This is a genomic window from Paenibacillus sp. FSL R5-0928, assembly GCF_037970385.1.
In the GTDB taxonomy this organism is placed as follows: Bacteria; Bacillota; Bacilli; order Paenibacillales; family Paenibacillaceae; genus Paenibacillus_AQ; species Paenibacillus_AQ odorifer.
The window spans coordinates 2,840,296-2,864,462 of the sequence record NZ_CP150225.1 but is presented as its reverse complement, the minus strand read 5'-3'; the positions used below and the strand labels follow the sequence as shown (position 1 = coordinate 2,864,462).

Genomic DNA, 24,167 nt, shown 5'->3' with positions numbered 1-24,167 from the left:
CTCACCTTGCTGACATTTCGGATTGCAGCATATTCTCCAGATACAGTTCGAATTTTTCAGGCTGGGCCTCCGTTATAAATTCCTGCGCGGCAGCTTTAGAGGCTGCAGAAATGGATTCGTAGAGTGTCCTGTCCGTCAGCAGCCGTTGCAAAGTCTCCACCCATATGGCAGTATCCTGTTCGGGAATAACCGGCATTGTATGTCCTGTTGCTTCATCCTTGTAAGTTTCCGTAATCGGCGTCACCGGAAGATTATAGTCAACCTTGCATTTCGATTGCATGAGGCCGCCTTGGTCGCTTGCAATAACAGGAATACCTCTTAGCATCGCTTCAATTACTGTCTGCCCAAAAGCTTCAGCGCAGATGGAAGGATGAAGCCACACTCGTACCTGTTCAAAAATCAAATTCATCTCGCGCTCCGGTTCAAGCAGTGTCACATTAGGCAGAGCACGTAAAGCGGATTGTTCCTCCTGCTTCAAATCGCCCCATGTAATTACCGCAGCAAAAGGATAGTCCGGAAAAGCTTGAGCCAGCTTCAGAAAAATGGATAAACCCTTTATCTCTGTAGGGTTGCATATCGCGATGTATCCTCTGTTGAAATTATGAAAGGTTGGAAAAATACCATCCCCATAAATTGGGAAACGTAGCGAAACAGCATTGGTATAACCACCCCATTCGGTGATATTATGAGCTACGAAATCACTGTCACCAATAAAGCCGGAGACCTGGGCAAGTTCCTGTCGGAGCAGCGGATTTTCGATCCAGCTATGCGGCCCAAAAGGGAGAGTGATCACATCATGACAAATCACAACCAATTTTGTTGCGCTTCCAGCCACGAGCTTTATTCCCGCAGCAACCATGGTGTGGTAAGCCATATTCACAAGAACCACGTCCGGATTGCCTTTTTTCATTAAATCCCCTGCTGTTCTGTATAACAGCATAACACTCGTGGTGAAATGGCATTCTACACCATTTACTGTCCCCTGAAGACTATGCGCGGAACGAATAATATTGTTTACCCCATGCTCCTGCAGCTGTTCCTCCACCTGTAACAGAGAATCTTCCTGGTCTACCAGATGGACTACTCTACATTGATGTCCCCTGGCAGCCAGGGACTCGAATACTGCACGGTTAGCCTTGACGGCCCCTTGATAATAGGCAAAATAAGCACCTTCAGAAAGAAACAAAAGATTCATCGTCAGCTGCTCACCCTTTCCGACTGTCCCTCAATATATGCCGTCAATTTTCCGGTATCATTTAATAGTTCCAGTGCCAGGTCATCATCTTCAATGACGATTCCAAGCTGTTGTTCAATCTTAACGATAATCTGCAAAGCAATCAGTGAATCCATATGGAACGCTTCAAGTAAATCCGCTTGCGCATCCAGTTCCTCCATTGTAACCTCCTTGCTCAAGACCTCTGAAAAAATAGCGGCCAGCTTACCCAGAATCTCCTTGTTCTGCATGCTTATATCTCCTCTCAGAAAACCTTTGGTTGCCGCTCTGCCGTATCTTGTACCAGCTGCTGCAGCATGTTTAAGCTCTTGGTCCGGGCGGAAGGATCAGGAAACGAAAGGACTTCAACGGCAAATTGATCACAATACCCGCATACCGCACAATCCAGTGACCGGCAATCGACTTCTTTGAAAAAATCAATAAAACCTTGCAGCTTAGAATTGTCAATATAAACATCCAATAAGGTCAGGGCACGGATGCTCTGGCGGCTCTGCTGCGTTTGCCGGGAAAAAACCGCCTTTTCTCGTGTAACCGCACCGGCCGTTCTGCGATGGTTGGTGTGAACGATGTTCAAAATATCAGCCAAGTTCCCCGGATACTGCCTATCATGATAGGCTTTTGCCGCCTGCAACAGCCAGGCAGTAGATTTTGACCGGTCCGTCAGCTTAAAACGGTGTATGCCTATCTTCTCATATTCCGCCAAATCCTCCGGCCTGATCCAGCGCGCCTTCATGATATTCCCTGGATCATTAAATTTCTCGTAAGTGCATTTGACGGAGCAATAATCCATAAAGCTTTGGTTATCCGTTCCACGGTTGGATGAGCCATGGCTCATTACATTGTCATGATAGACCTGCATTGGACATTCATAGAGACAGGTCTGATTGACAATGACCTGGATTTCACATTCAACGCTGTTCTGTATACGTTCAAGCAGCCTGAAATCTCTGGCTATGTTTTCTCTTACTGTGATCTCTTTGACGCCCATTGAATCAAAGTATTTTGCCCGTTCCACACTTTCGACCACCGCAAAGGAGGACAAGCTCACTTTGATCTCAGGATGTCTTCTCCTGCAAATGTCCACAAGCAGCTGATTGGCTAAGGTGATCCAGTCCACACCTATTTCAGCGGCCCAATCCATTTGATCTACAATTTGTCGGTAGCCTTCATCCTCATATTCCCTGTTGCCGAGACAGGAACTGTTCATCAAATAGTTAAACTCTTTGTTGTACATATGGGCCCGCTTAACCGCTTGTTCAATATCGCTCCGCGTACTTATCGGCATTGCCGCAGCCGATCTTCCGCTTCCACAGCCCTCCTGAGAAGAACCACCGAAGAAGCAGCTGATATATTCGTATCCGCCCAGCTCGTCAATAAGCTGGATATCGCCGTTATATGGAACAGATATCTTCATAAATTACACCTGCCAGCTATTTTTTTGTGCCAGTGCGATCAATGCAGCACAGCAATTCTCAGTTCCGCTTAAAGTCCTCAGCTTGGACCTATAATGCCCGCGAAGCTCAGCCAAATTATCGTTCAACGCTGTCTCAACAATCTTACGGATACGGCTTGGTCTGAATGCTTGAACGGGTAGCTTATAAGTGAGACCAAGATTTTGGAGCTGCGTACAATTATAGTCCCGTTCAAAATGTTGACCGGGAACGGTTATGCTCGGAAGTCCATGAAGCATTGTCGTAAGCATAGTATCTTGTCCGCCATGAAAGATTACCAGAGCTGCTTCCGGCATAATTTCAGCAGCCGGGATAAACCAATGGAATTGAATATTGTCGGTATGGTCAGGAAGCACCTTAAGCTCATAATGAAATCCGCATAAACAGGCAACACGGTAGGGTTGCTTGTCAAAGATCTCTTTGACCAGCTCAATATAAATTAAAGGGGGAATGGCACTAACGCTTAAATAAATAAAAATTAGCGGCTTGCCCTGCCAGTCCGGATGCCACTGCAGATTTGAAGATTGTCTTGCCTCCAAATCCAAAATGTAACCGGCGAAATCGCACTCCTTCAACGCAGCCAGCTCCGGCTCCAGTTCCGGTAGTGTCGGTGCCATTTTAATTGTTGCTCTTGAAAATAATAATTCAGCCAGATTGGAAACAGAATCCAGTGAATAATCCGCCAACACCTCATTAAAAGCGGCGATAGCTTTGGCAGATCCCGGATACTGTAGGTTGGCCGGGAAGGCTGGATGGCTTGGCCAGCTCGCAATCATCAAAGCGGGAATCTGGGCCACGGCAGCTGAAATGGAAGCACTCGGACGAGACTCGGCAAATATGGCGTTGGGTTTAAAAGCCTGTATCGCCTTCAGTTCAGCCTCAACCGCTTGACGAATAAAGCCCGATTCTGCCATCCCTGTCCACTCTACATAATCGGCAGCACTGCGAACATCTCCGGAATTCCCTGAAGGAAGCGGAATCGGATAGTCATAAACCTGAAAGCCGTTGGCTCGGACAAAGTCAGCAAGCTTGCCGCCAATCACAAAGCTGACCGTGCAACCTTGGCTTTGCAGAACCTTGGCAATGCCCAGCGTTTTGCTCACTGATCCTATAGAACCGGAGCTAGGGGGGCTTGGAAGAAGCATAATTCTTGGCGGACTCACAAACTATTCACCTCGCTTCTATTGGACATTTCTTCGATTAAATAAGGAATCGCATGGGCGTAAGTAGGGTATGCCAGCCGTACATCGGCATTCTTTTTTATCTTTTCGTTTCCCATACGTACGGAAAGGGCGCGTAAACCATGTATACTTAGTCTGATACGATCAGTGACAGCCTCAGGAGAAATCCATTGTATTTCAGACAGTTGAGCATATTTCCGAACCTCTTTTATCAATTCCTCCTGTGTTAGAGGAAGATCATCACTCACGTTATAAATCTCTTGAACAGCAAGATTACTCCAGGCCAACTGCATCATTGAAATAACATCATCAATATGCACTTTAGATGAATAACTGCGCCCGTTCCCCAGCATCTGAGTGCAGCGCATTAATTGCCGGATATAATTATGCTCAAGCGGGCCGTACACTTCAGCGATCCTGAGAATGATATAAGAAAATTTCGCATGGGTGCAGTATTGCTGGACCAGCCGCTCCATTTCGAGTGTAATTCTTCCAAATGGATGAACGGGATGGCACAGTGCAGATTCATCGGCCACACAAACGTTGTCGCTTCCATATACAGCCCCATTGCTTGCCACAATGAACTTGCCATACGTTCCGCTGCGCAAAAGTTGGTCCAGCAGATTCCGCGTCCCCTCTACATACAGCTGCCTCATCCGGGACACAGAACCAGAATGTTTGCCGGCAAGATGATAGACGACATCAATATCCTCCCCTATGCCATCCATCGTTTCAGGGTTCAGAACGTCGCCTACCCACAGTTCCATACCCAATTCTACAAGTGTTTCGCCAACGCCTTTTTCCTTCGGCAATACAAGCCCTCTGACAGCATGTCCCTGTTCCAGTAAACTGCTTGTTAACCTGCTCCCGATAAAACCGCTGCAACCTGTCACAAGAAACCTCATGGCGTCAGGATGTGACTGGCTGCTTGATTCTGATTTCTCAGCTTCTTCCCATAGCGACCCTTGGGAATGTTATCCGTCCACTTGATTACTCTCGGCACCTTATATGCCGCAAGTCTCGCTGAACAGAATCTGATAATATCATCGGCTGATACCTGGGCATCCAGCGGCACGATCTCCGCAATCAGCTTGCTGCCATAGTATTTATCGGAAACACCATATACAAGTGCTTCTTTAATGCCGTTATGGAGCAGTAGGACTTGTTCAATCTCTGCCGGATTTACCAAATGTCCGCCGACATTGATGTTATCAGAAAGCCGCCCCGACAAATACAGATACCCAGCCTCATCCAACCTTCCCAGATCACCCGTACGTACCCAACCCTGTTGAAAGACCTCTGCCTGCAACTCGGGTTGCCCGTAATACCCGCACGATATATGAGCGCCGCTGACCCATATCTCTCCTTCCTCTCCATGAGCAACCTCGTGCCCCTCCGGATCAAGCAGCCGAATAGAAACTCCCAGATGTGGCTGTCCCACCGAATCTCTGATCAGTTCTTGCTCATTTGAAGGATTATAGGCAATTGCCCCACCTTCGGATGAACAGAACAATGAACGGATAGACTTGCCCGACAGCTTATAAAAGTCCTTAAAAGTCGCTGCGTCCAGATGAGCAGAGCAGCTGATGCACAGTCTCACTTTATCCCAAGCTACACTTGACGATGACACGACTGACTCATTAAGCAAGGCATACATATAGGGAACCGCAAAAAGAATCGTTACCTCTTTGCGATTGATCTGCTCGCAAATTCTAGCAGGCATTGTTCCCTTCGACATGATTAATGTAGCACCGGCACAGAGGGCCGGTAGGACTACAGTGGTTAGCGTCGCGGGCAGCCACGGCGAAATCGGTGTGAACAGCTTGTCGTTTGCAGTAATTTCAAGCCCTCTACAGATGGCCATTACATTATTGTAGATGGCCCGATCGCTAAACTGTACGCATTTAGGCGGTCCAGTCGTTCCTGAGGTATAAAAATTCAAAGCAATATCTTCATCAGACTGCTTATCTGCCTGTAAAAAAAGCGTTGCAGTCCTAAAAATAAACATCGGTACTCTGAGTACGAGCTCAAGCTGACTGCTGCCCTCCGAATCAATTGGATCGCAAATTAAATACTGACAATGGCTTGACGAGTGCATTCTCTCCAGTTCCGGTAAGTTCTTCACAGGTTCAAATGGGATCGGAACGGCTCCCGTATGCCAGCATGCAAGCCACAGCATGATAAAAGCAGATTTGTCTGCAACGGCTAAGGCAACTCTGTGCCCGGGCCGGATCCCCGCGAGATCCAGCTTCTCACTACTGTGCTCCAGTTCCTGCCGTAGCTCTTCATAAGTGATCGTTGATCCTTCATAATCAATGGCCGTAAGCCCTGGATTATTCGAGCAATTGAAATAAATCAAATCCAATATGGAAGAAGTGCTCACTTAGAATCCTCCTCAACTAGAAGCACTTGCATATTTTTTCACTGCTCGTTTAAAAAACGCACTGGCTAACATTAGCAAAACCGCAGCTAGCAAGCTGCCTCCGAATAAATAGGACAGGCTTACCCTGCCCACTAATGCTTCTGCAGGAATGGAAACGATAAAGGCGACAGGAACGATCCAGGTAAGCGCCAATTGGATTGGTTTCTGATATACATTGACCGGAAATCTACCCATCTGCATGATACTGTCGAATATACTCAACATCGGACTTCCGGCATACCAAAACGCCAAAGAGCTTAATAACAGCAGTATTGAGTACAACAGCAGTAAAGCATTGCAAATGGCCCATACAAACATCAGACAAGTGGATATTCCTATCGCTTCTTGCATTTGAGAAACGCCCAGCACCATCACCGCTACTCCCACCATAACATCAAACAGATTAAGCGGAGACCAGTATCTCGTGCTCACATAAAACTGGGTCTCAATCGGTTTGAGCAGCGTTAAATCAAATCCTCCAGTCCATAGCTCTCCTTCCATCCCGGCTAATGAGCCAAGGCTTGGACCAACAAATAGATTTTTCATTGCCAAAATAAAATAGTACACGCCCGATAATGCCAGCGTATCCGCAAAAGTCCAACTGTTAAGCGAATTTGTGTTGGAAAAGAGGATCGCGATCCCGCCAATCGTCCCGGTTAAATTAATTGCGGTATACAAAATTTTGATTAGAAAGTCACCGCGGAATGACGCTTCCTTTAGAAGCGCTGTAGAGAAAAACAATCTCAGCAAACGCATATATCTCAGCATGTTCCCTACCCTCCCACGGCCATGTATGCACGAATCCCTTTTTTCCACACTAAACGGTTACATAATATGATAACGACCGCCCAAACGAATTGAACAATTATGCCAAAAACAAGCTGTGAATGATCCAACTTTCCAAGGGAAAACTCTATCGGAAAGCTGATCATATATTGAAAAGGCAAATAATCCGAGATATCCTGCATAAATCCCGGAAGCAACGACGAAGGCGCTACCTGTCCGGCCAGCAAAAATACCAGGGTGTCATTAATAGAAAGTAAGGACTTGATTTTATTGGTGAAAAATGCAAACAGGGAAAGTGTATAGGCCAGCATAAATCTGATTATTTGAGCCATGAGAAGAAGATAAACGGCCACCAGCAAGTCCAGACCGGATATAGCCAGTCTGAAGTTCAAAAAAATGGCAGCCACACCGGCAACAAATATAACAAAAGGCATACAGACGATTTTGACAGCCAAATCTGATGCAACCACATCGTAAAAAGGCGATATCGGCCTCAATAATACAATCGACATCTTGCCGCCATAGATTTGATCGCCGACCGTCCAGTGTGATGTAGGGTAGGTCAGCTGGTTCACAAGAATTAACAGAATATAATACCTCACAAAATCCTGCTGAGTGAACCCGGTTATGCTTCCATCTCCCGCAGCAACGGTCCAAACAAACATATAGATGATAGGTCCCATCATCCAACCAAGCGTCAATGTCCAGAAGAAACCTTTCTCAGCCATAAACCCGAACATAGTCCTACGTATCAGCGCAAAGCCTCCGCGAAAATTCAAAGGAGCCTCCCCTCTCGATACACTTCATCAATTACCGAATCGATTGGAGCATCATTGATTGTTACATTTCCAATGCAATAGCTATTAAAGATTTCTGAAACAATCTCAGGTACAGCTTCCTTCTGAATCTTAAACAATACGTAGCTTTCCGCAAGCTCCATGACCTGCAAGCTGTCAGTAAACTTCTCCTTTAGCTCTTCAATTGTGCCCGTTACGTCTTCATCCATAAAACTGACTTTGAGAATGCGGTAGGGAGCTATTTTACCGCTCAGCTGCTCCAGAGATCCGTCGTATAACAGCTTGCCTTGATTGATCAGCACAACCCGTTTACAAAGGGAAGAAATATCCTCCATATAGTGACTGGTAAGCAGGATGGTTGTCTCATGTTTTTGGTTATACTCCTTGATAAAACTGCGAAGCCGCAGCTGCATGCTAACATCCAGCCCCAAAGTAGGCTCATCCAAAAACAATACACGTGGCTGATGTAACAACGCTGCTGTTAATTCACACTTGGAGCGTTCTCCCAAAGAGAGATTACGTGCCTGATTCTTAAGCAGATGCCCTATATCCAGTAGTTCTTTTAGCTCGTTGAGTCTTTGTTTAAAATCAGCATCAGAGACTCCGTATATTTCCTTCATCACAAAGAAAGAGTCCTCGACCGTAATATCCCAGGTTAACGTCGATTTGTTCCCCATTACCATACTGATGTTGCGCAGAAACTTATGTTGGCGTTCCCACGGTTTGAAGCCATAGACGGAAATGTTGCCTGATGTCGGATACAGGATACCGGAGAGCATCTTCAGCGTGGTTGTCTTTCCCGCGCCGTTAGGTCCGATGAACCCGACAATTTCTCCCGGCTCAACCCTGAGGTCGATACCTTTTACCGCCTCAACTTCGTTGTATTCCATTTTGATCAGACTTTTGAACGCATGCTTTAACCCATGTTCTCTTACAGGGACGCGATAGACCTTTCTCAGATTATCAATAATAATGCCCTCGTTCATTGCTGCCCCCTTAACTCTGCGACCACACTTAAGAATACAGCCAAAACATAATCGATCTGCTGATCAGTCAAATTGGGATAAATCGGCAAGCAGATATGACGCCGACAATAATCATCCGCTAGCGGATATTCCCCACTGAACTGTAGGGAAGCAGCGATCGGCTGCCTATGAAGCGGCGTTGCATATACCTCCCCTTGGAGCGAAACGTCTTTCTCCTTGAGTCTGTCCTTCAAATCGGAACTGTCAACGTCTAAAGGCACTATAACAATGTACTTATACCAACTGCATCTGTCCTGCGGCATTACAATCTCGAAATCAGGAAGATTTTTCGTAAAGAAGGAAGTATAACGGTTGGCGATCGCTTCCCGTTGTTCAATGATCGCGTCGAGCCGCTCAAACTGGGTAAGCGCTATCGTTGCTGTGATATCACTCATTCGATAATTGTTGCCAAGCGAGGTGTGGTAAGTCTCCCAAGGCTGGGGCTTGCCATGATTGCGGAACATTCTTAGCTTCTCAGCCATTGAATGATCGTTTGTGACAATGATCCCTCCTTCCCCCGAGGTAATGATTTTCGTGGCAAAAAAGGAATAACTTCCGGCAATTCCGAAAGCTCCCGCACCTTTTCCGGCCATCCTGCTGCCATGTGCATGAGCGGCATCTTCAAATAACCAGAGCCCCTGCTCATCGCACCATTGCCTGATTTCTTCAATCTCCGGTGTAACAATTCCGCCAATATGTACGATAATAACCCCTCGGGTACGACTCGTGGCCTGCTTCTTTATTTCAGCCAGCGACACCGAAAATGTACGGGGATCAATATCAACAAGGCGAACATGCCCTCCGGCAAACAGGACACTGGAAGCCGTGGCAATAAACGTATTTGCCGGAACCAGCACTTCCTGCCCCTTTACTTCGAGCACTCTCATTACCGCTTCAATCGCACTTGTACCCGAATTAACCGCAATGGCATGAGTAACTCCTACATACCGGGCAAAACGTTCCTCCAGCTCCTGTACATACCTACCCTGACTCAACGCTCCTCTCGACAGACAATCATCAATTCGCTCCATAATGATACGCCGCTCCTGCTCAGAAAATGCAATATCGAGTGCGGGTACATCCATAACACCTTGTGTCAACTGCATGACGAACCTCCTCTACCAGTCATAGACTACAGTTTTCCCTTCAAAAAAGCCTTCCGCCGCTTGCCTGATAAATTGCTCCATATGTTCCGCATGAATATGTTGGGCAATTAGGCTGGTTACTTCAAGCTCTTGCTTCCCAATTCTGCGAGAGATTTCCTGAATACGGTCATGCGTTATGGATTCCTTAAGTATTCCAGGTCTTGTCAGATCAATAAATTGTATGTGCTGGTCTGGTGGATCGTTTTTTAAAGCCGAATGCCGTTGAACCTGCGAGAGCAGGTCCGAATCAAGTGCAACAATGGCTCTCTCCTCGCAGTCCCACACACCGCTGTTTAACCCGGCCCAAATCTCATCCTTGGCCTCCTTCTTTTCAACACTGAAGCTCAAATCTTCATCCTGCTCCAGCAACCTTAATAAAAGCTTTCCTAGCAGTCCCATTCCCCACAGTTCCACCGTTTTAATGCCTTCATCTGCCAGCTCTTCACACACATTTAGTGCCACACAAAACATAGGAACAAACGCAGCTGTCACAGGGTCTAAGTCGTTGGAAATAAAGATCTGACCATCCACCCCACTGTGCAGAGGGACACATACATCCTTTGTATAATGAGGAGAAAACACAAGAGCTTGGCCTACGCGATGCTCTGCTCCAAGCCCCGCTTTAGTCACTACTCCGACACTGGAGTAAGGATAATGCCCTGGTAAATGGCATGCCCCATGAAAAAGCTGCAAGCAGGATGGGTCCTTTACCGTTCCCGTTAAAGTAAAACGGTTGGTAATGAACAATTCATTAGGACCCGGTTCTGCCTTGCGAGCAGCGGTGAAGTGTACACTAGGCTGAGGCCCCGATTCAGTGAACTTATTGTACATAGCCGAAATAACCGTCTCCTTACTGTTTATATATGGTCAGGTATCCAGGTATAACGTCCGCCCACCATAGGCGAGTGGAAATTCGGCATCCAGCCATGTGCTGTAAACTCGCCAGCCGAGTCGAAACCAACCACAAGCATCGCCTTTCCTTCATATTTGCCGTTGGTAATCCACATCTTTGTCCTTATATCCGGTGTTTGTCCTGTCAGATGCCTCATGCGGGCGACAAATACCAGATACCGCTCCAGACTCATTCCCAATTTTCCGGTTTTCTTGTATGTACGCTGTATTTCCACAGCCGTCCGATCCAGCATATCCGGTTCGGTTGTCCGCGGAACGGTGAACCAGAAATCCTCAATTTCCGGAGTTGCTGCGACCAGTTCACTCTCCAGCGCCCAATTGCGGATATTAAACAAGCAGCCTAATTGCTTGCGACTGACGCCTTGGGGAACACATAAAATGATCTCGTTTCTTCGGTCCGCTTCTTCTAATTCTTCTCTCGTAAACTGCGGCATCCGAAGTGAAAATTTTCGCTGGATGATATATTCGATTCCTAATGTTCTGTACCAATTCTCCATCTCGCTCCGGATGTATTCCGGAGAATATGTGTCGTGGACATCGCTTTGAAACCTGAACATATCCTCCTTCTGAAGCAAGTGCTCATCGAGCATGACGCCAATCGTATGCAGCGTTTGTTGTCTTAATAGCTCCTTCTCAATCATCGCCCAACCTCCTGTACTGTGTTCAATGCCGACAATATTTCAGGTATGACTGTAAAAAGATCGCCTACGATCCCATATGTGGAGTAATCAAAGATAGGTGCATTGCGATCCGTATTTATTGCAAATATCGTCTCCGAATGATGCATCCCAACCTTATGCTGCACTGCCCCAGACACTCCGCAGGCGATGTACAGTTTGGGCTTGACCATTTTACCTGTCAGTCCGACTTGATGCATACTATCCATCCATCCACATTCTACAAGCGGTCTGGTAACCGCTACTTTCCCCCCAAGCGCATCGGCGAGCGCATAGATTAAACGAAGATTGTCTGCGTTTTGAATGCCTCTCCCGGCAGCAACAATAATTTCTGTAGTCTCGATGTTCTCCTTGCCCGCGGCTTCTTCAATTACTCCCATAAACTGCAGGACTGAGGAAGAGCAAGAATACAGGGAGCTTAGATCAACAATCTTGCCCTGCGCGACGTGTGCGGTCTCAGCAGCGGAATAAAAATTGGTTTTTACAGTTGCCATTTGCGGCCGTCTTGCCGGTATTTTTATCTCAGCGAATTGCTCGCCCATTTGCGTCGGTCTGGTAATAATAAAATCCCCGTGATCCGGTCCCATCTTCAAATCGATGCAATCGGCGCATAGCCCCGTCCGCAGGCGAACTGCGACTCTGGGGAAAATAGACCTCCCCCATGCGGTAGCCATACCTAGTACGACAGACGGTCTTTGATCCCGGAGCACCGCAGAAATCAAATTATAATGAATATCTTCGGCGTAACGCTGTATTCCCGGTTTGTTCACCATCCACACCTCATCTACTCCCCACTGAAGCAGACGCTGGGCTAGGTCTTCTATACGCTCTCCGACCACCAAAGCGTAAATGCGCTGGGCTCTCATAGCCTGCAGCTGTTTTGCTGCGGTAACCAGTTCCGGAAAATATGAAGAGAGAGCGCCTTCAGCATGTTCCACAACAAGGCAAATACCCTCATGCTCAGGGTACGGTTGTCTGGTCTCCTGTGCCCTGCCTTTCATTATAATGGCTTGGTTAGGACAGCAAGACGTGCAGACTGAGCAATAAGTACATGCCGCAACGTCGATACGCAAGCCCTCATCCTCATCCTTGATTGCAGCGGCGGGACAGCGTTTTAAACACAGGAGGCAATATGTGCATTGTTCCTGATCAATCCTAATCATCCATTTCTAACCTCGCTGATTTTGCTGATTATCGGCTCCAATACCCGTAGATATTCATCGCTTTCTAGCAAAATCCCCTTTCTTTCGGAGTGCTGTTCGTACACTGAAACTACTTCAGTAGCCGAGCCTGCCAAACCAACCGTCTGTGGGTCAAGGCCAAGGTCATGACAGGACCATACTAGAATATCCTTGGTTCTGGCATGCAATTTGGCAGCAATTGTTAGCGATTTCAACTCAGAGGCGGCTGTCATTCCACCAATACTCAATACTGCCGGAAGCCGGCAAGACTGTCTGGTTGTTACCCCTTCGTCATGCTGGCGGTGGAACAATACCTCATCGGTCGAAATATCCTCAAACCGTGTTACATTTATCGCGTGGGGGATATCTAGATACTCGCCGATTCCCGGACCTACCTGACCGGTATCACTGTCGGTTGAATGGCTGCCGGTCAGAACCAGATCACATCCACCAAGCTTCTCAACAGCACGAGCCAGTACCAGCGATGTCGCCAATGTATCCGAACCGGCAAAAGAAGCGTCGCTGAGCAGGACTGCCTCATCGATTCCATAACCCATAAACTCCTGCAGAGCCGTTTTACAACCGGGAGGGGCCATGGAAATAAGAGTTACATTAGCATTACAGCTATTCTTCAGCTCCAATGCCACATGGATGGCTTGCCGGTCCGGATAGTTTAGCTCAAAGGTTGCCTTCGGTGGCGGTGAGGCCGAGATCTTACGGCCATCAGCAATGCCACGCACATCGCCTTTGTTCACGTGTGCAATAAACTTTAAACAAACCACTATTCGCAATATATCGCTCCCCCCATCACATTCTGCTGCTTTTTTATCAGAGAAACGTATGTCAAAATGTTTCCAAAAGTACTATTCTTCGCCAGATTACCATTTCCCTTTATTATCATAATATGATTATCATCACATAATTGGAATGAACAATTATTATAGTATAATAATGTCATTTATTTCATTTTCATTTACATATAAGGGGAATATGGAGGTGTAAATTGAGTAAAATTACTTTACCCGTTTCCGATCCACTAATAAATACTTCCAACGCCTATGGGACTTTGTTTTCTATTATTTCTTCGGATAACCGCATATGGCCCTGGGTTTATTCCAACTTCATTCAGCTGAGATATGTAACGGATTGGGAAACTTACTTTTTTGACAATCATGAGCTTCTTGTTGATTATTGCCCATTTCTCAATAAGTTCATATTGCCTAGAACCATCATTTCCAAGTGGTCTTCCTTTACGGATTTTGTAGTAGACTCTATCAACGGCGATTGCTATGTATGGTGCCATCTCGACCGGTACTTTATATCTGCATATCAGGAGTTCGGCCAAGAGCACCGTTTTCACGAGACATTAATTTACGGCTACGATCTTGATCGCCAAACAGTCTGCATTCGGGACAATATTACGGGCGGTAAATTTATGACCGCTCAATGCACCTTTTCCGAACTGGAATCCGCCTTTGACTATCTGTCCGGGGAAGAAAATTTTATTACGCGTGTAACTTTGCTTAGCAAAATCGATGCAGAATTTGATTTAAACGTCGAACAGATTGTCGACAGCTTGCAGCGATATCTATCCTCCAAGCGTTCATTCGATTTTATTAACCATACCACTACCAGCATCTATGGACAAAGTGTGTACCAACACCTCATTTATCAAATGGAGCATCCTAAAGAAGATGACCCTGAGCTTGACATTAGAGCCTATCATTTGCTGTGGGAGCATAAGAAGCTTATGGTTTTAAGACTTAAATATCTCCAACAAATAAAACTCCTGCTGCAAAGCGACCGATGGATTGAGCGTTGTACTGAGCTTGAAGAACGCTCTCTTCTGAACAGAAATATGGTGCTTCGGTATAATCTGTCCATGGACCCCAAGGTGCTAGACGCACTCAAACATTCTCTGTTGACCATACAAACAGACGAAACCAAATTATTGGGCGAAATAATAAGCGCGCTCGGCTCCAAGGGATGAATTGGAGAATTAGCAGCAGTTGGAGGGACAATTATGCAGACGTTGCAGACGTTAGAAATGGAATATTACTATAATTCTGCAGGGGAGCCTATTGCAGAGGTACAGTCACTGGGAAACTGCTATACCCGTAATATTTTTTTCATGCTAAAGAGGTATGTCAATGACTCTAGCGTATTGTACAAGATGTTTTTAGATGATTTTAATCTGAAATTAGTTACCCATACTGACAGTGACCAGTTTGAATTAAGCTTGAACGAGATCAAAGATCCCGAGGATTATATAACAGTCGCTAATAAACATACTTTTAGCAACAATGCAGAGGCAGCCATCCAGACGATAGAGACACTGTTAGCAAATAACGAAGTCGTATTTGTCAATACGTTAATGAAACGAGTCCCCTTTTATAGAACATTTGAATTAAACCCGGCTCTGGAAACAGATCATATTGTGGATGGGCATATATTTTTGATCCTAGGGCAGACGGCAACTGATTTTTATTTCTTGGACAATTATATAAATTACAACAAAGAGTATTTCAAGCCTTATCCGCATAACAAAAATATCGGTCAAGATGCCAAAACTTCGTTTATGGATGCCTACAATCGTCAGTTTTCCTGTTTCACAGTGCATCCTAATCAAGATGAGCTTGCTGAATTGCCAGCCCGAGCCTCGCTCATTTTAAGAACCGCACTATCGAATTATTATAAGCCGCCCTCTTGTACCGAAGGCCGCCTGGAATATATCGGACGATCAGCCATCCAGGAACTGAACAATCTGTTTGCAAGTGGACGTTTCATCCTCAATACAAAGATTTCAAACCGCCCCCATGACCTTTACTCTTTAACCCGGACGACGCTCACCCGTCATTCAGATAGGAAAAAAGTATTGCTGTTGCTGCTGAATTCCTTAGCAAATCCTAATGCTCTCAGCGATGTCATTCATTGTGCTCGGCAAAGCATCGAACAATGGGAACTTTTAAGGAATGTTATGACCAGGCAGTATATTATGAATGAATTTACACTTACTGACCAGATGGAAGAATACATGGCCTATGTCCTTCATGCGGAAGACCTGTTTTATCATTCCATTGAAAAAAACATCGATAATTTATGCCAAATATAGGATATAAGCGTAACGCCTCATCCTAGAAAAAAAGAGACTTGTCAAATAGACAGGTCTCTTTAAAGTATTTACCGCATTGCCACTTATCACGGCTAATAACAACTTCGCTAAAGACATGGAAGGAACGGAGGGTCCGGGTAAGGGCTTTTGCTCATATCCCCCTCCATCCTCCACCCCTTTAAGTCGCTATTCGGGCTTACACACTAGTCAGAATAATAGGCTCACCTTTAGTCACGATAATCGTATGTTCAAACTGCGCTACCCGACCGTTATCTACAACACTTAGCGTCCAGCCATCCGATTGCTGCTCAACATAGTCCGCTCCAGTCGAGAGGAAAGGCTCTACTGTAATTACTTGTCCTTCCTTCAGTACTGTGGTCACTCTTGGATTATAGAAGGGTAGAATTTCAAAAGGCTTCTCATGCAGTGATTTGCCAATTCCATGGCTGCACAGATTACGCACCACTCTATAACCGCGTTTGCGAGCTTCAAGTTCCATCATTCTGCCGATCTCGTTAACCTTCATCCCTGCCCGCAGATGATTGATCACACTCATCATGGTTTCCTCAGTACTCCGGCATAAACGCAGAATATCATCGTTATAGGGCGGCAGTTGAAAAGAAACGCCAGCATCCCCATAATACCCATTCAGCTCAGCAGAGACATCAATGTTGATCAAATCGCCGGCATTAATCACTCTCGGACCCGGAATACCATGAGCAACCTCTTCGTTCACACTGATGCAGGTGCTGCCCGGGAAATTATAAGTTATCTTCGGGGCTGAGGATGCTCCGAAGCTTTCCAGAATCTCAGCTCCAATAAGATCCAACTCCGCAGTCGTCATCCCAGGGGTTACTTTCTTTTTCATCTCGGCGATGGTGTGGCCCACCACTTTTCCAATAGCTTTTAACCCTTCTAAATCTTGTACCGTATCACTTGTCATCCAACACACATTCCTCTCACTTCATGAATTAATCAATTGTCCAGCCTCTGAAATGCACTCCCTACCCACTGAAAAGTATCTTCCACTTGTTTGCCTGCTGCGATATCGTAGTAACTTCTCTTGAAGCTATGCTCATCAACTTTATCCAGCTTTATGGAATACCGCTCAGGACTGCTGATAAACAGCTGATTTTCAGGTTTAATAGGCAGTTCTTCTATCACGTTATTTCTTCTGAGTGTAAAAAGCTTGTAGAAATAACCGTTACTCGTTCCATATTGTCCGATCGTAAAATCGGGATCACCGTCTCCATTATAATCCTCAAACTGAAGCTGGAAAAAATCATTAAAGGTCTGGGCAAATTGATCATTTAACGGATAGCTACTCAGCGTTTTCCCTTGCTCATCAGTCACAACTAGTCTAAATCGGCCACTCCAGTTTCTTCCCGTTAACGGACTGGGTGTAGTCCAATCTTCGCTATATCTCCCCTCTAGCAGTTGCAGATTTAAAAATCCCGCTCTGCCTGTGACCGGAGACAGTTCATTATGTGATAGGGTTACTGGACCTGTTACCTCGACAGAAGTCTCCACAGGGTCTGCCTGTTCAATGTTCTTCGTATCGATTGTTCCATAAATGAGCTTTCTTAACTGGTCAGAGTTTTTTACAGGAATCGTGTAGCCCTGACTGCTGTTCTCCGCTGTAGTAAACATCCCTTCATGTCCAAGTTGATCTCCAAGCGCTATGTAATAGTCTTCCGAATAGCCGTCCCCATAAACAAGCTTCATTTCAAATTCCGGACCCCAATCCAGATCATCAGAAAATTTCTTACTCTTGTTCATAGCCTCCGCTAGCGTCTTGATCAAAACAGAATCCTTTAGCGTTAAGCTCTCTGAGTGCAAAGGACGATCCGCTTGTTTCTGATCACTAGTTGCCACGGGTGTCAACGACACGCCTTCGATCCATCTGGCATTGATGAAGCCCAAATCACTTTTACATCCGCTTAACACTACGACCAATAACAAAGGTGCTATCCATATTAACCGCCTAATGCGAATCGCCTCCAATACATAAGCATATTCCAATTATAACAGTGTCTATAAATATATAAAAACGACTTTACTAACACGCGATTAAAAAAAGACTACAACCTGCTTATTAAAGCGTGGTTCTAGTCTTATAATGACAATTGATTAGATTGCTCCCATCGTTTTGAGCCAAGCATCCGCAATAAGTGCATGACCTGCAGGAGTAGGATGTACTCCATCATATGCCCAGTAAGCCGGTTTTGCTTTTACGGAGGCCGCTGCAAAAAGTCCATCTAGCGGAACCAGCGGCGCCCCATATTCACGTGCCAGCTCGCGGACAATATGAATTTTAGGATCAAGATCCTGACGCCAAGTTCTACGATCTTCCGGTACAGGCAAAACAAAAGGCTCTATAAGAACTAATTTAGCATCCAAAGATTTCTGAGTGCGTTTAATCAGGTCCCGATATGAAGCTTCAAACTGCTCGGGAGTGGTTTCTTCACCAGAATCAAAACGGCGCCAAGTGTCGTTAATTCCAATATAAATGGACACCCAAGTCGGCTTCAAATCCAGGCAATCCTTATCCCAACGCCCCTGTAAATCAACAATACGGTTGCCACCAATGCCACGGTTAATAAAAGTAAGATTCTTCTCTTGGTATAAATACCCCAGACGAGCGGCGACCATCATTGCATAACCCACTCCAAGCGATGAAGCGTCTTCATGATTACGTCCCCAGTCTGTTATGCTGTCACCTTGAAACAGAATGACATCGTTTTGTTGGAATATCATAAATGAAATCCTCCTCTAACTACCTCTGTTAATATAACCCAATCTATTATATCAAATACAATGAATACAGCCTACTACGAAACATCAATAATGCAAACATTTCACTAAAAAAACAATAACAAAAACCCCGCTCAGATTCGAGCAGGGTTTAGGGTTAAACTATATTAGTAAGCTAGGCTGAACAATCCTTTAATGTGGGACAAGTAACGAATATTACTTGCTTCCTTCATCAGAGTTGCAGGCAAGCCTTTTAACGGAGTAGAACTTGCACCAACGATGGCTACACCGTCTTTACGGCCTAAGCTAGCAAGCGTACCAGAGTTGATTGGGCTAAAGCTTTCAAACGATTTATTTTTCAAGAAGGCATACAGATTGTATCCGATCAATTCACCCATTTGCCAAGCGATTTGAGCAGTTGGAGGGTATGGACGTCCATCTTCTGCAAAGACCACCGCGCTGTCACCAGCAACGAATACATCTTTGTGAGAAGTGGATTGCAAGAACTCATTCACCGTTGCACGACCGCGGTTAACTTCAAGACCGGATTCGCCGATGAGTGGATTTCCTTGTACGCCACCAGTCCATACAAACGTGTTAGCAATAATTTTTTGACCGTCTTTCAAGTCAATCGCATTGCCTTCTACATTCGTAACAGGAAGACCTGTCAAGAATTGAACACCACGTTTTTCCAAGCTTGCTACAGCACGTTCGATCAATGCATCTGGCAATACTGGAAGGATTTTAGGACCTGCTTCAACGAGCATAAGCTTAATTTCTTTAGGATCAACGCCATATTTTTTAGTAAGTGTAGGCAATACATCCGCGATTTCACCAACAAGCTCAACACCTGTTAAGCCGCCGCCACCGATTAGGATGTTTGCATCTGCTTCATTTTTCGATTTCGCATATTCACGAATACGATCCTCAATATGTTGATGAATTTTGTTAGCATCTGCAGCTGATTTCAATACCATACTGTATTGTTCAAGCCCTGGAATGCCAAAATAAGCTGTAGTGCTGCCAAGACCTACAACAAGCGCGTCATAAGTTAGTGTCACACCATCAGAAAGAACAATTTGTTTGTTCTCCACAGAAAATGAATTAACCTTCGCGATTTTCAGGTCAATATCTTTACCTGCGAAAAGCTTAGTTAGAGGCATAGCAACAGCACCCTCTGCAACACTACCTGCTGCAAGACGATGCAATTCTGTGATGATTTGGTGGGTAGGATACTGATTAACTACAGTAATTTTAGCTTCATCTTTTTTGAGATACTTGCGTACGGTTAAGGCGCTTAGTAGACCACCATAACCTGCTCCTAGAATGACAATATGTTTAGACATGATGTTTCCTCCGTCCCTTACGAATAAGATATGAAAATGATTATTTCTGCTTACTGCGTTCTCCAGCAACTTGAAGGTATGCATTTACGAAACGGAAAAGCTTTTGTGCTTGTGGATCTTTCAACAACTTCATAAGACCAAAAAGACCAATAACTTCGTTACTTTCATTCGCACGATCTTTTGCTTCGATCACTGTAGCTGCCATATTCTTCGCGGAATGCACTACAGGTTCAGCAAGTTCTTTAATTGCACTTACCGTATCACTTTTCAAGACATCATCCGCTGCGACAGTTTGCACAAAGTCATAGGACTTTGTAAGCACGCCAACAAGCTCAGTTAATTTTGGCAGCTGTTCCACCAAGACTGTTAATGATTCCTGAACTTCTGGTTTCAAGAGCTGCTCTAGAACATCCATTTGTTCCTTGCTAACAGCTACTTTTGGTGATTCTTGTTCAGGTTGTGTTTGAGTGATTGATTCTGACATATCCAAATCTCCTCTGCAATAAGCTTTGCTGCTTAATAGTAATGAAAAACATAAGAACTTTTAACGCCATATTTCTATTATAGCACTTATCAAGTTATAAATGTCACAAAGTTTTTGAATTTCCATAAAATTTTGTGATTTTTATTACATTATAATAAATTATTTAAATTACCAGTGTTAATTAAAACCGTTTGAGTGAATTAATGTACAAATTCATTCAAATTCTTCTCAGTTTTCAACAAAACATCCACAATGTCCATATTCTTCTCTGTTAGAAGTAACCTGAAATAAAGAGAACGCAGGAAGTTCTTTGTATTTATTCGAGTAACATACTGGCTGTGGCTTCTAGGCCAACTGCCACATTGCGCCAAGTTGAGAATCCAATCGGTTATAGACTGCTGTGGAAGTAAATGATGATCGATGATTGTAACTATAATAGTAGCAATCCGTTCATCTTCTTCCTCCCTGAATATGTATTGATCGTTATAAAGCATCTTTTGAACAACTGTCAGAACCTCTTCCCGCACCTCGGCATCACTCTCCGAGCATAAAACCAGCTCATCCAAGGCGTCTGCGCCATGGGCTGCTGCGTGTGCCCAGCCTTCTTTTTCCATATAACCTCTTAAATCCCGTTCTTCCTTATAATAATGAATTAAACCCTGCTTCACCTTTGTAAATTCAGAGCTATCCAATATAGCCTTTTCCCTATGCCGCTGGAGAATAAGAGCAACAACCAATACAGAAAATGTTCTTGTATACACCGTCTGATCTTCTTTGTTCCCAATGTGATAAAACAGATGCTGCTCGTCAAGGAGTATCCACAGCAGTTCACGAAGCTCCGCATCATTAAACCAATGTTTCTCATTAATCCATTTGTAGAATGTGGAATAAATCAATTCATCACGCAGCATAGGCTCGGGAACTCCTAAATGCTCAAGCATCAACTTCACATAATCCTTTATGTCCTCTCCACTTCTAAGCTCGTAGTCATTCTCTTCGATTCTTTGCAAATCTATCATCAATCGTTCTCTACTATTAATCAATTTATCCACCTTTCATTCACCGTGTTTTTACATATCCTAATATCCTAATTTATGTCCTATTTTTTTACAACAGGGTATTCAAGATTAACTTCAATAAATTTTATCATTGACGAATTTTATAGGCTGTGTTATTTTGAGTTAGTAACATTTAGTTAGTAAATTTACAAATATCAGGTGTTTATATTTTACAACCGAATACATACACAACGGAGGAATACTTATGAGCGCTTTTACAGACTTGATTCAGTCCCGCAGATCCGCTATGAATTTTGTGGAAGGGGTCACCATCCCTCAAAATGAATTAGAGGAAATGTTCTCTTACGCCAGATTGGCACCATCGGCCTATAATCTACAGCATACAAATTACAAAGTGATATCTAACGAGAGCTTAAAAGAAGAAATTCGCGAAGCGGCTTACGGCCAATATAAAATCCATACTGCTTCAGCAGTTATTGTAGTGCTAGGAGATAAGCATGCTTATCAGCAGGCTCCAGAAATCTATGGCGGGCTTAAAGCTTTAGGAGCGATGTCACAAGAGGAATATGATGAGCAAATAGAGATGATTAACAATGCTTACATTGATAAGGATGCTTTTCAAAGAGATGAAGCAATACGTAATGCCTCTCTCTCGGCCATGCACTTTATGCTGATCGCCAAAGATAAAGGCTGGGATACCTGCCCGATGATCGGCTTCGATGCTGATGTTATCCAATCCACCTTGAATCTGCCGGATCATATGGTACCTGTTATGCTGATCACGATCGGCAAAGACAAAAAACATAAAATCAGACCCCGCGGCTACCGTAAGCCAGTCAACGAATTCGTTGAGTTCATCTGATTATAGATACAGCAAAACGTTCCATCCGAGGCAAGTAGCGGGTGGAACGTTTTTTAATTGAAACTCATCATGAAGATAGTCGACCATGCGCTCGTTATATAGAAGAAGTTTTACTTCGCATATTGTAAAATGGCAATCGCTGCTCGTTCCCGTCGTTCGGAGTCATCACAAATCAAAGCTTCTTTCAAAATATTAAGCGCCTTAGAGAGCATCTCCTCATCCAATTGCAGCGGACTATTCACTTCTTGTTCATTAGCAGAAACACCTGTAATCCACAGATCCAAGCGAGCACTTGGTTTTGGACCCTTATATTGTACAACCGGTGCACTTTGGTTAAATAACTCCCGCAGGCCTGTGTTTAGTTCAGAAATCGGCAGACTTTTCAACCACGTTACACCACGCCGATGGCATGTACCCTCGTCAACATTATCATTTAACTCGTTGTAAAAATAATCTCCGAGGTCTCCGAGATGTACCCAATCTCCATCGGCCACCAGCACATAATCTCCATCTTGCATCGTATGTACAAATAGCTGAAGGGCTTGCAGATGTTGCATAAGCTCCGGCTCACTATATTGGTAAGTACCGATTAATCGATCATGAAGTTCCTCTATGCTTAGATTCTCCAGATCCCCTATTCCGGGGTAGCCGATACTCACATAATTATCCTCCAAAAATGTGCTGATCCGCTCAATCCCCAGTGGCTTAGATCCCATCCGAAACAGATTCATATGTCATTCCTCCAAATACTTAATAAAATGCTTATAGTAGCCCTTGGATTTGGGAGTAACAAACCGTCCATCATTCGCAGAATCCTTCATTAGTTTATGAAGATTCGGACCTCCAGTATAGGGATCTACTACGCTAGCCTTCAGTCTTGTCGCTTGGATTGCCTTCTGAGGACAAGAATAAACACAACGCATACATAATAAACAATTTTGACTGAAAACAATTCCTTCTACGCCGCTACTAATATTGGATGTTGGACAGTTGCTGACACATTTTAAACATAGTGTGCAAGCGTCCGTTGTACTCAATCCTTTGGCGAAGTATTTTCCCCCTTGGTGTTCCTCACAATAATATACTGTTCTCAGAACCCGCTCCAACACAGGGTGAATCGGCAGATTTCGTGGTGTTCGGTTTACGATTTCCTCTGCAAACAATTCCACCTTACGCTGTGCGGCTTGGTACAACTGCTTATTCAACCTGTCATCATATTTGATATAAAAATTACATGGCATCGCCAAAATGGAATTGTGAAAAGGGATATATCCCTTCCCACGCAAAGAACGAAGAACCGTATTCGAAGCACCGTTATTGATATAGTGTGGAGAGGATGCCGTTTTGAATACAAATGCCGGGGTTCCATTACATTCAGGCAGCTGATCTGCAAAATGTTCAACAAAACCGGAAGCGCCAAAGCCTAGAACCGGATGACCAATACCTATAAGATCATAGGCTTCATATTCTACAGAACGAGTGCCTTTAATAATATCTTCCACTCTAAACAAATCTACGTCTTGCCCTTTACTTCTTAGCCTTTCAGCAAATTGCTTAGCAATAATCTCCGTATTGCCAGTACCTGAGAAATAAAATATGGCCGTCTTTGCATTATGCATTCCATCCCCTCCCAGATCAAATATACCTCATTCCCGTCTGGGAAAGCTGTGATGCTGAAGTGGGTTTGGGCTATTTCGGACTCAGTTGCTCTTATTTCTATAATTTCGCTCGTTTTGCCACACTATCAGACTCAGTTGCAGCTATTCGCTCAAATGTACT

25 protein-coding genes are annotated in these 24,167 nt (G+C 44.6%); 3 read left to right on the top strand and 22 right to left on the bottom strand.

Annotation, left to right across the window (positions count from 1 at the left end):
- Position 1 precedes the first annotated feature (1 nt).
- From MKZ16_RS12695 to MKZ16_RS12630, 14 genes are all read right to left on the bottom strand, one after another.
- Positions 2–1,195, bottom strand: coding sequence for a glycosyltransferase (locus MKZ16_RS12695; RefSeq protein WP_076105496.1), 1,194 nt, complete (start codon positions 1,193–1,195; stop codon positions 2–4).
- Between the two features lie 2 nt (positions 1,196–1,197).
- The gene (locus MKZ16_RS12690; protein ID WP_036685924.1) at positions 1,198–1,464 is read right to left on the bottom strand and encodes an acyl carrier protein; all 267 of its coding nucleotides are present in this window, start codon (positions 1,462–1,464) and stop codon (positions 1,198–1,200) included.
- A gap of 14 nt (positions 1,465–1,478) precedes the next feature.
- Positions 1,479–2,648 (bottom strand): peptidase U32 family protein, encoded by a 1,170-nt coding sequence (locus MKZ16_RS12685; protein WP_076105495.1) that lies wholly within the window; start codon positions 2,646–2,648, stop codon positions 1,479–1,481.
- Between the two features lie 3 nt (positions 2,649–2,651).
- Positions 2,652–3,848: a nucleotide disphospho-sugar-binding domain-containing protein gene (locus MKZ16_RS12680; protein WP_076105494.1), complete on the bottom strand. Its 1,197-nt coding sequence runs from the start codon at positions 3,846–3,848 to the stop codon at positions 2,652–2,654.
- Complete coding sequence (locus MKZ16_RS12675; protein ID WP_179087398.1) at positions 3,845–4,759, bottom strand: NAD(P)-dependent oxidoreductase; 915 nt, start codon at positions 4,757–4,759, stop codon at positions 3,845–3,847. The genes MKZ16_RS12680 and MKZ16_RS12675 overlap by 4 nt, the downstream gene beginning before the upstream one ends.
- An 8-nt stretch (positions 4,760–4,767) precedes the next feature.
- Positions 4,768–6,249, bottom strand: coding sequence for a class I adenylate-forming enzyme family protein (locus tag MKZ16_RS12670; RefSeq protein ID WP_076105492.1), 1,482 nt, complete (start codon positions 6,247–6,249; stop codon positions 4,768–4,770).
- A gap of 12 nt (positions 6,250–6,261) precedes the next feature.
- A complete protein-coding gene (locus MKZ16_RS12665) occupies positions 6,262–7,056 on the bottom strand; it encodes an ABC-2 family transporter protein (protein WP_036685913.1) in 795 nt (264 codons plus the stop codon).
- A 5-nt stretch (positions 7,057–7,061) separates the two neighbouring features.
- The gene (locus tag MKZ16_RS12660) at positions 7,062–7,853 is read right to left on the bottom strand and encodes an ABC-2 family transporter protein (RefSeq protein WP_036685911.1); all 792 of its coding nucleotides are present in this window, start codon (positions 7,851–7,853) and stop codon (positions 7,062–7,064) included.
- Positions 7,850–8,857, bottom strand: coding sequence for an ATP-binding cassette domain-containing protein (locus tag MKZ16_RS12655; protein ID WP_036685909.1), 1,008 nt, complete (start codon positions 8,855–8,857; stop codon positions 7,850–7,852). Before MKZ16_RS12655 ends, MKZ16_RS12660 begins: the two co-directional genes overlap by 4 nt.
- Positions 8,854–10,002, bottom strand: coding sequence for a DegT/DnrJ/EryC1/StrS family aminotransferase (locus MKZ16_RS12650; RefSeq protein ID WP_218642115.1), 1,149 nt, complete (start codon positions 10,000–10,002; stop codon positions 8,854–8,856). Before MKZ16_RS12650 ends, MKZ16_RS12655 begins: the two co-directional genes overlap by 4 nt.
- Before the next feature lie 12 nt (positions 10,003–10,014).
- Positions 10,015–10,872, bottom strand: a complete 858-nt coding sequence (locus MKZ16_RS12645; protein ID WP_076105491.1) for a hypothetical protein — start codon at positions 10,870–10,872, stop codon at positions 10,015–10,017.
- A 26-nt stretch (positions 10,873–10,898) separates the two neighbouring features.
- The gene (locus MKZ16_RS12640; protein WP_036685905.1) at positions 10,899–11,594 is read right to left on the bottom strand and encodes a hypothetical protein; all 696 of its coding nucleotides are present in this window, start codon (positions 11,592–11,594) and stop codon (positions 10,899–10,901) included.
- The gene (locus MKZ16_RS12635) at positions 11,591–12,631 is read right to left on the bottom strand and encodes an electron transfer flavoprotein subunit alpha/FixB family protein (protein WP_339205083.1); all 1,041 of its coding nucleotides are present in this window, start codon (positions 12,629–12,631) and stop codon (positions 11,591–11,593) included. Before MKZ16_RS12635 ends, MKZ16_RS12640 begins: the two co-directional genes overlap by 4 nt.
- A 158-nt stretch (positions 12,632–12,789) precedes the next feature.
- Positions 12,790–13,566: an electron transfer flavoprotein subunit beta/FixA family protein gene (locus MKZ16_RS12630; RefSeq protein WP_339815770.1), complete on the bottom strand. Its 777-nt coding sequence runs from the start codon at positions 13,564–13,566 to the stop codon at positions 12,790–12,792.
- 248 nt (positions 13,567–13,814) lie between these two features.
- Here MKZ16_RS12630 and MKZ16_RS12625 point away from each other — a divergent pair, with 248 nt between their 5' ends.
- Positions 13,815–14,801, top strand: coding sequence for a hypothetical protein (locus tag MKZ16_RS12625; RefSeq protein ID WP_038570088.1), 987 nt, complete (start codon positions 13,815–13,817; stop codon positions 14,799–14,801).
- Positions 14,802–14,834: 33 nt separating this feature from the next.
- Entirely contained in the window at positions 14,835–15,923 is a 1,089-nt protein-coding gene (locus MKZ16_RS12620) for a hypothetical protein (protein ID WP_036685899.1), read from the top strand.
- 196 nt (positions 15,924–16,119) lie between these two features.
- Here the strand turns inward: MKZ16_RS12620 and map are convergent, their stop codons facing one another.
- The 6 genes from map to MKZ16_RS12590 form a co-directional block, all read right to left on the bottom strand.
- The gene (gene map, locus MKZ16_RS12615) at positions 16,120–16,866 is read right to left on the bottom strand and encodes a type I methionyl aminopeptidase (RefSeq protein WP_076100706.1); all 747 of its coding nucleotides are present in this window, start codon (positions 16,864–16,866) and stop codon (positions 16,120–16,122) included.
- 32 nt (positions 16,867–16,898) lie between these two features.
- The gene (locus tag MKZ16_RS12610) at positions 16,899–17,885 is read right to left on the bottom strand and encodes a hypothetical protein (RefSeq protein ID WP_143763742.1); all 987 of its coding nucleotides are present in this window, start codon (positions 17,883–17,885) and stop codon (positions 16,899–16,901) included.
- A 168-nt stretch (positions 17,886–18,053) separates the two neighbouring features.
- Positions 18,054–18,680 carry an SGNH/GDSL hydrolase family protein gene (locus MKZ16_RS12605; protein WP_076105487.1) on the bottom strand — a complete coding sequence of 209 codons (627 nt, stop codon included), beginning with the start codon at positions 18,678–18,680 and terminating at the stop codon, positions 18,054–18,056.
- A 164-nt stretch (positions 18,681–18,844) separates the two neighbouring features.
- Positions 18,845–20,023 (bottom strand): NAD(P)/FAD-dependent oxidoreductase, encoded by a 1,179-nt coding sequence (locus tag MKZ16_RS12600; protein ID WP_036685891.1) that lies wholly within the window; start codon positions 20,021–20,023, stop codon positions 18,845–18,847.
- Positions 20,024–20,063: 40 nt separating this feature from the next.
- Positions 20,064–20,507, bottom strand: a complete 444-nt coding sequence (locus tag MKZ16_RS12595) for a DUF1641 domain-containing protein (RefSeq protein WP_036685888.1) — start codon at positions 20,505–20,507, stop codon at positions 20,064–20,066.
- 200 nt (positions 20,508–20,707) lie between these two features.
- Positions 20,708–21,550 (bottom strand): DUF2785 domain-containing protein, encoded by an 843-nt coding sequence (locus MKZ16_RS12590; protein ID WP_076105486.1) that lies wholly within the window; start codon positions 21,548–21,550, stop codon positions 20,708–20,710.
- 220 nt (positions 21,551–21,770) lie between these two features.
- Here MKZ16_RS12590 and MKZ16_RS12585 point away from each other — a divergent pair, with 220 nt between their 5' ends.
- On the top strand, positions 21,771–22,388 hold the full coding sequence (locus MKZ16_RS12585; RefSeq protein ID WP_036685885.1) for a nitroreductase family protein: 618 nt from the start codon (positions 21,771–21,773) through the stop codon (positions 22,386–22,388).
- 110 nt (positions 22,389–22,498) lie between these two features.
- Here the strand turns inward: MKZ16_RS12585 and MKZ16_RS12580 are convergent, their stop codons facing one another.
- Positions 22,499–23,119 (bottom strand): hypothetical protein, encoded by a 621-nt coding sequence (locus MKZ16_RS12580; protein ID WP_076105485.1) that lies wholly within the window; start codon positions 23,117–23,119, stop codon positions 22,499–22,501.
- 3 nt (positions 23,120–23,122) lie between these two features.
- Positions 23,123–24,007 (bottom strand): EFR1 family ferrodoxin, encoded by an 885-nt coding sequence (locus MKZ16_RS12575; protein ID WP_076105484.1) that lies wholly within the window; start codon positions 24,005–24,007, stop codon positions 23,123–23,125.
- Positions 24,008–24,167 lie beyond the last annotated feature (160 nt).

What these genes read in the sequence shown, in the direction of transcription:
- MKZ16_RS12695 (WP_076105496.1), bottom strand. Translation starts at nt 1,195, where the DNA reads ATGAATCTTTTGTTTCTTTCTGAAGGTGCTTATTTTGCCTATTATCAA.
- MKZ16_RS12690 (WP_036685924.1), bottom strand. Translation starts at nt 1,464, where the DNA reads ATGCAGAACAAGGAGATTCTGGGTAAGCTGGCCGCTATTTTTTCAGAG.
- MKZ16_RS12685 (WP_076105495.1), bottom strand. Translation starts at nt 2,648, where the DNA reads ATGAAGATATCTGTTCCATATAACGGCGATATCCAGCTTATTGACGAG.
- MKZ16_RS12665 (WP_036685913.1), bottom strand. Translation starts at nt 7,056, where the DNA reads ATGCTGAGATATATGCGTTTGCTGAGATTGTTTTTCTCTACAGCGCTT.
- MKZ16_RS12655 (WP_036685909.1), bottom strand. Translation starts at nt 8,857, where the DNA reads ATGAACGAGGGCATTATTATTGATAATCTGAGAAAGGTCTATCGCGTC.
- MKZ16_RS12650 (WP_218642115.1), bottom strand. Translation starts at nt 10,002, where the DNA reads ATGCAGTTGACACAAGGTGTTATGGATGTACCCGCACTCGATATTGCA.
- MKZ16_RS12645 (WP_076105491.1), bottom strand. Translation starts at nt 10,872, where the DNA reads ATGTACAATAAGTTCACTGAATCGGGGCCTCAGCCTAGTGTACACTTC.
- MKZ16_RS12640 (WP_036685905.1), bottom strand. Translation starts at nt 11,594, where the DNA reads ATGATTGAGAAGGAGCTATTAAGACAACAAACGCTGCATACGATTGGC.
- MKZ16_RS12635 (WP_339205083.1), bottom strand. Translation starts at nt 12,631, where the DNA reads ATGAAAGGCAGGGCACAGGAGACCAGACAACCGTACCCTGAGCATGAG.
- MKZ16_RS12620 (WP_036685899.1), top strand. Translation starts at nt 14,835, where the DNA reads ATGCAGACGTTGCAGACGTTAGAAATGGAATATTACTATAATTCTGCA.
- map (WP_076100706.1), bottom strand. Translation starts at nt 16,866, where the DNA reads ATGACAAGTGATACGGTACAAGATTTAGAAGGGTTAAAAGCTATTGGA.
- MKZ16_RS12605 (WP_076105487.1), bottom strand. Translation starts at nt 18,680, where the DNA reads ATGATATTCCAACAAAACGATGTCATTCTGTTTCAAGGTGACAGCATA.
- MKZ16_RS12600 (WP_036685891.1), bottom strand. Translation starts at nt 20,023, where the DNA reads ATGTCTAAACATATTGTCATTCTAGGAGCAGGTTATGGTGGTCTACTA.
- MKZ16_RS12595 (WP_036685888.1), bottom strand. Translation starts at nt 20,507, where the DNA reads ATGTCAGAATCAATCACTCAAACACAACCTGAACAAGAATCACCAAAA.
- MKZ16_RS12585 (WP_036685885.1), top strand. Translation starts at nt 21,771, where the DNA reads ATGAGCGCTTTTACAGACTTGATTCAGTCCCGCAGATCCGCTATGAAT.
- MKZ16_RS12580 (WP_076105485.1), bottom strand. Translation starts at nt 23,119, where the DNA reads ATGAATCTGTTTCGGATGGGATCTAAGCCACTGGGGATTGAGCGGATC.
- MKZ16_RS12575 (WP_076105484.1), bottom strand. Translation starts at nt 24,007, where the DNA reads ATGCATAATGCAAAGACGGCCATATTTTATTTCTCAGGTACTGGCAAT.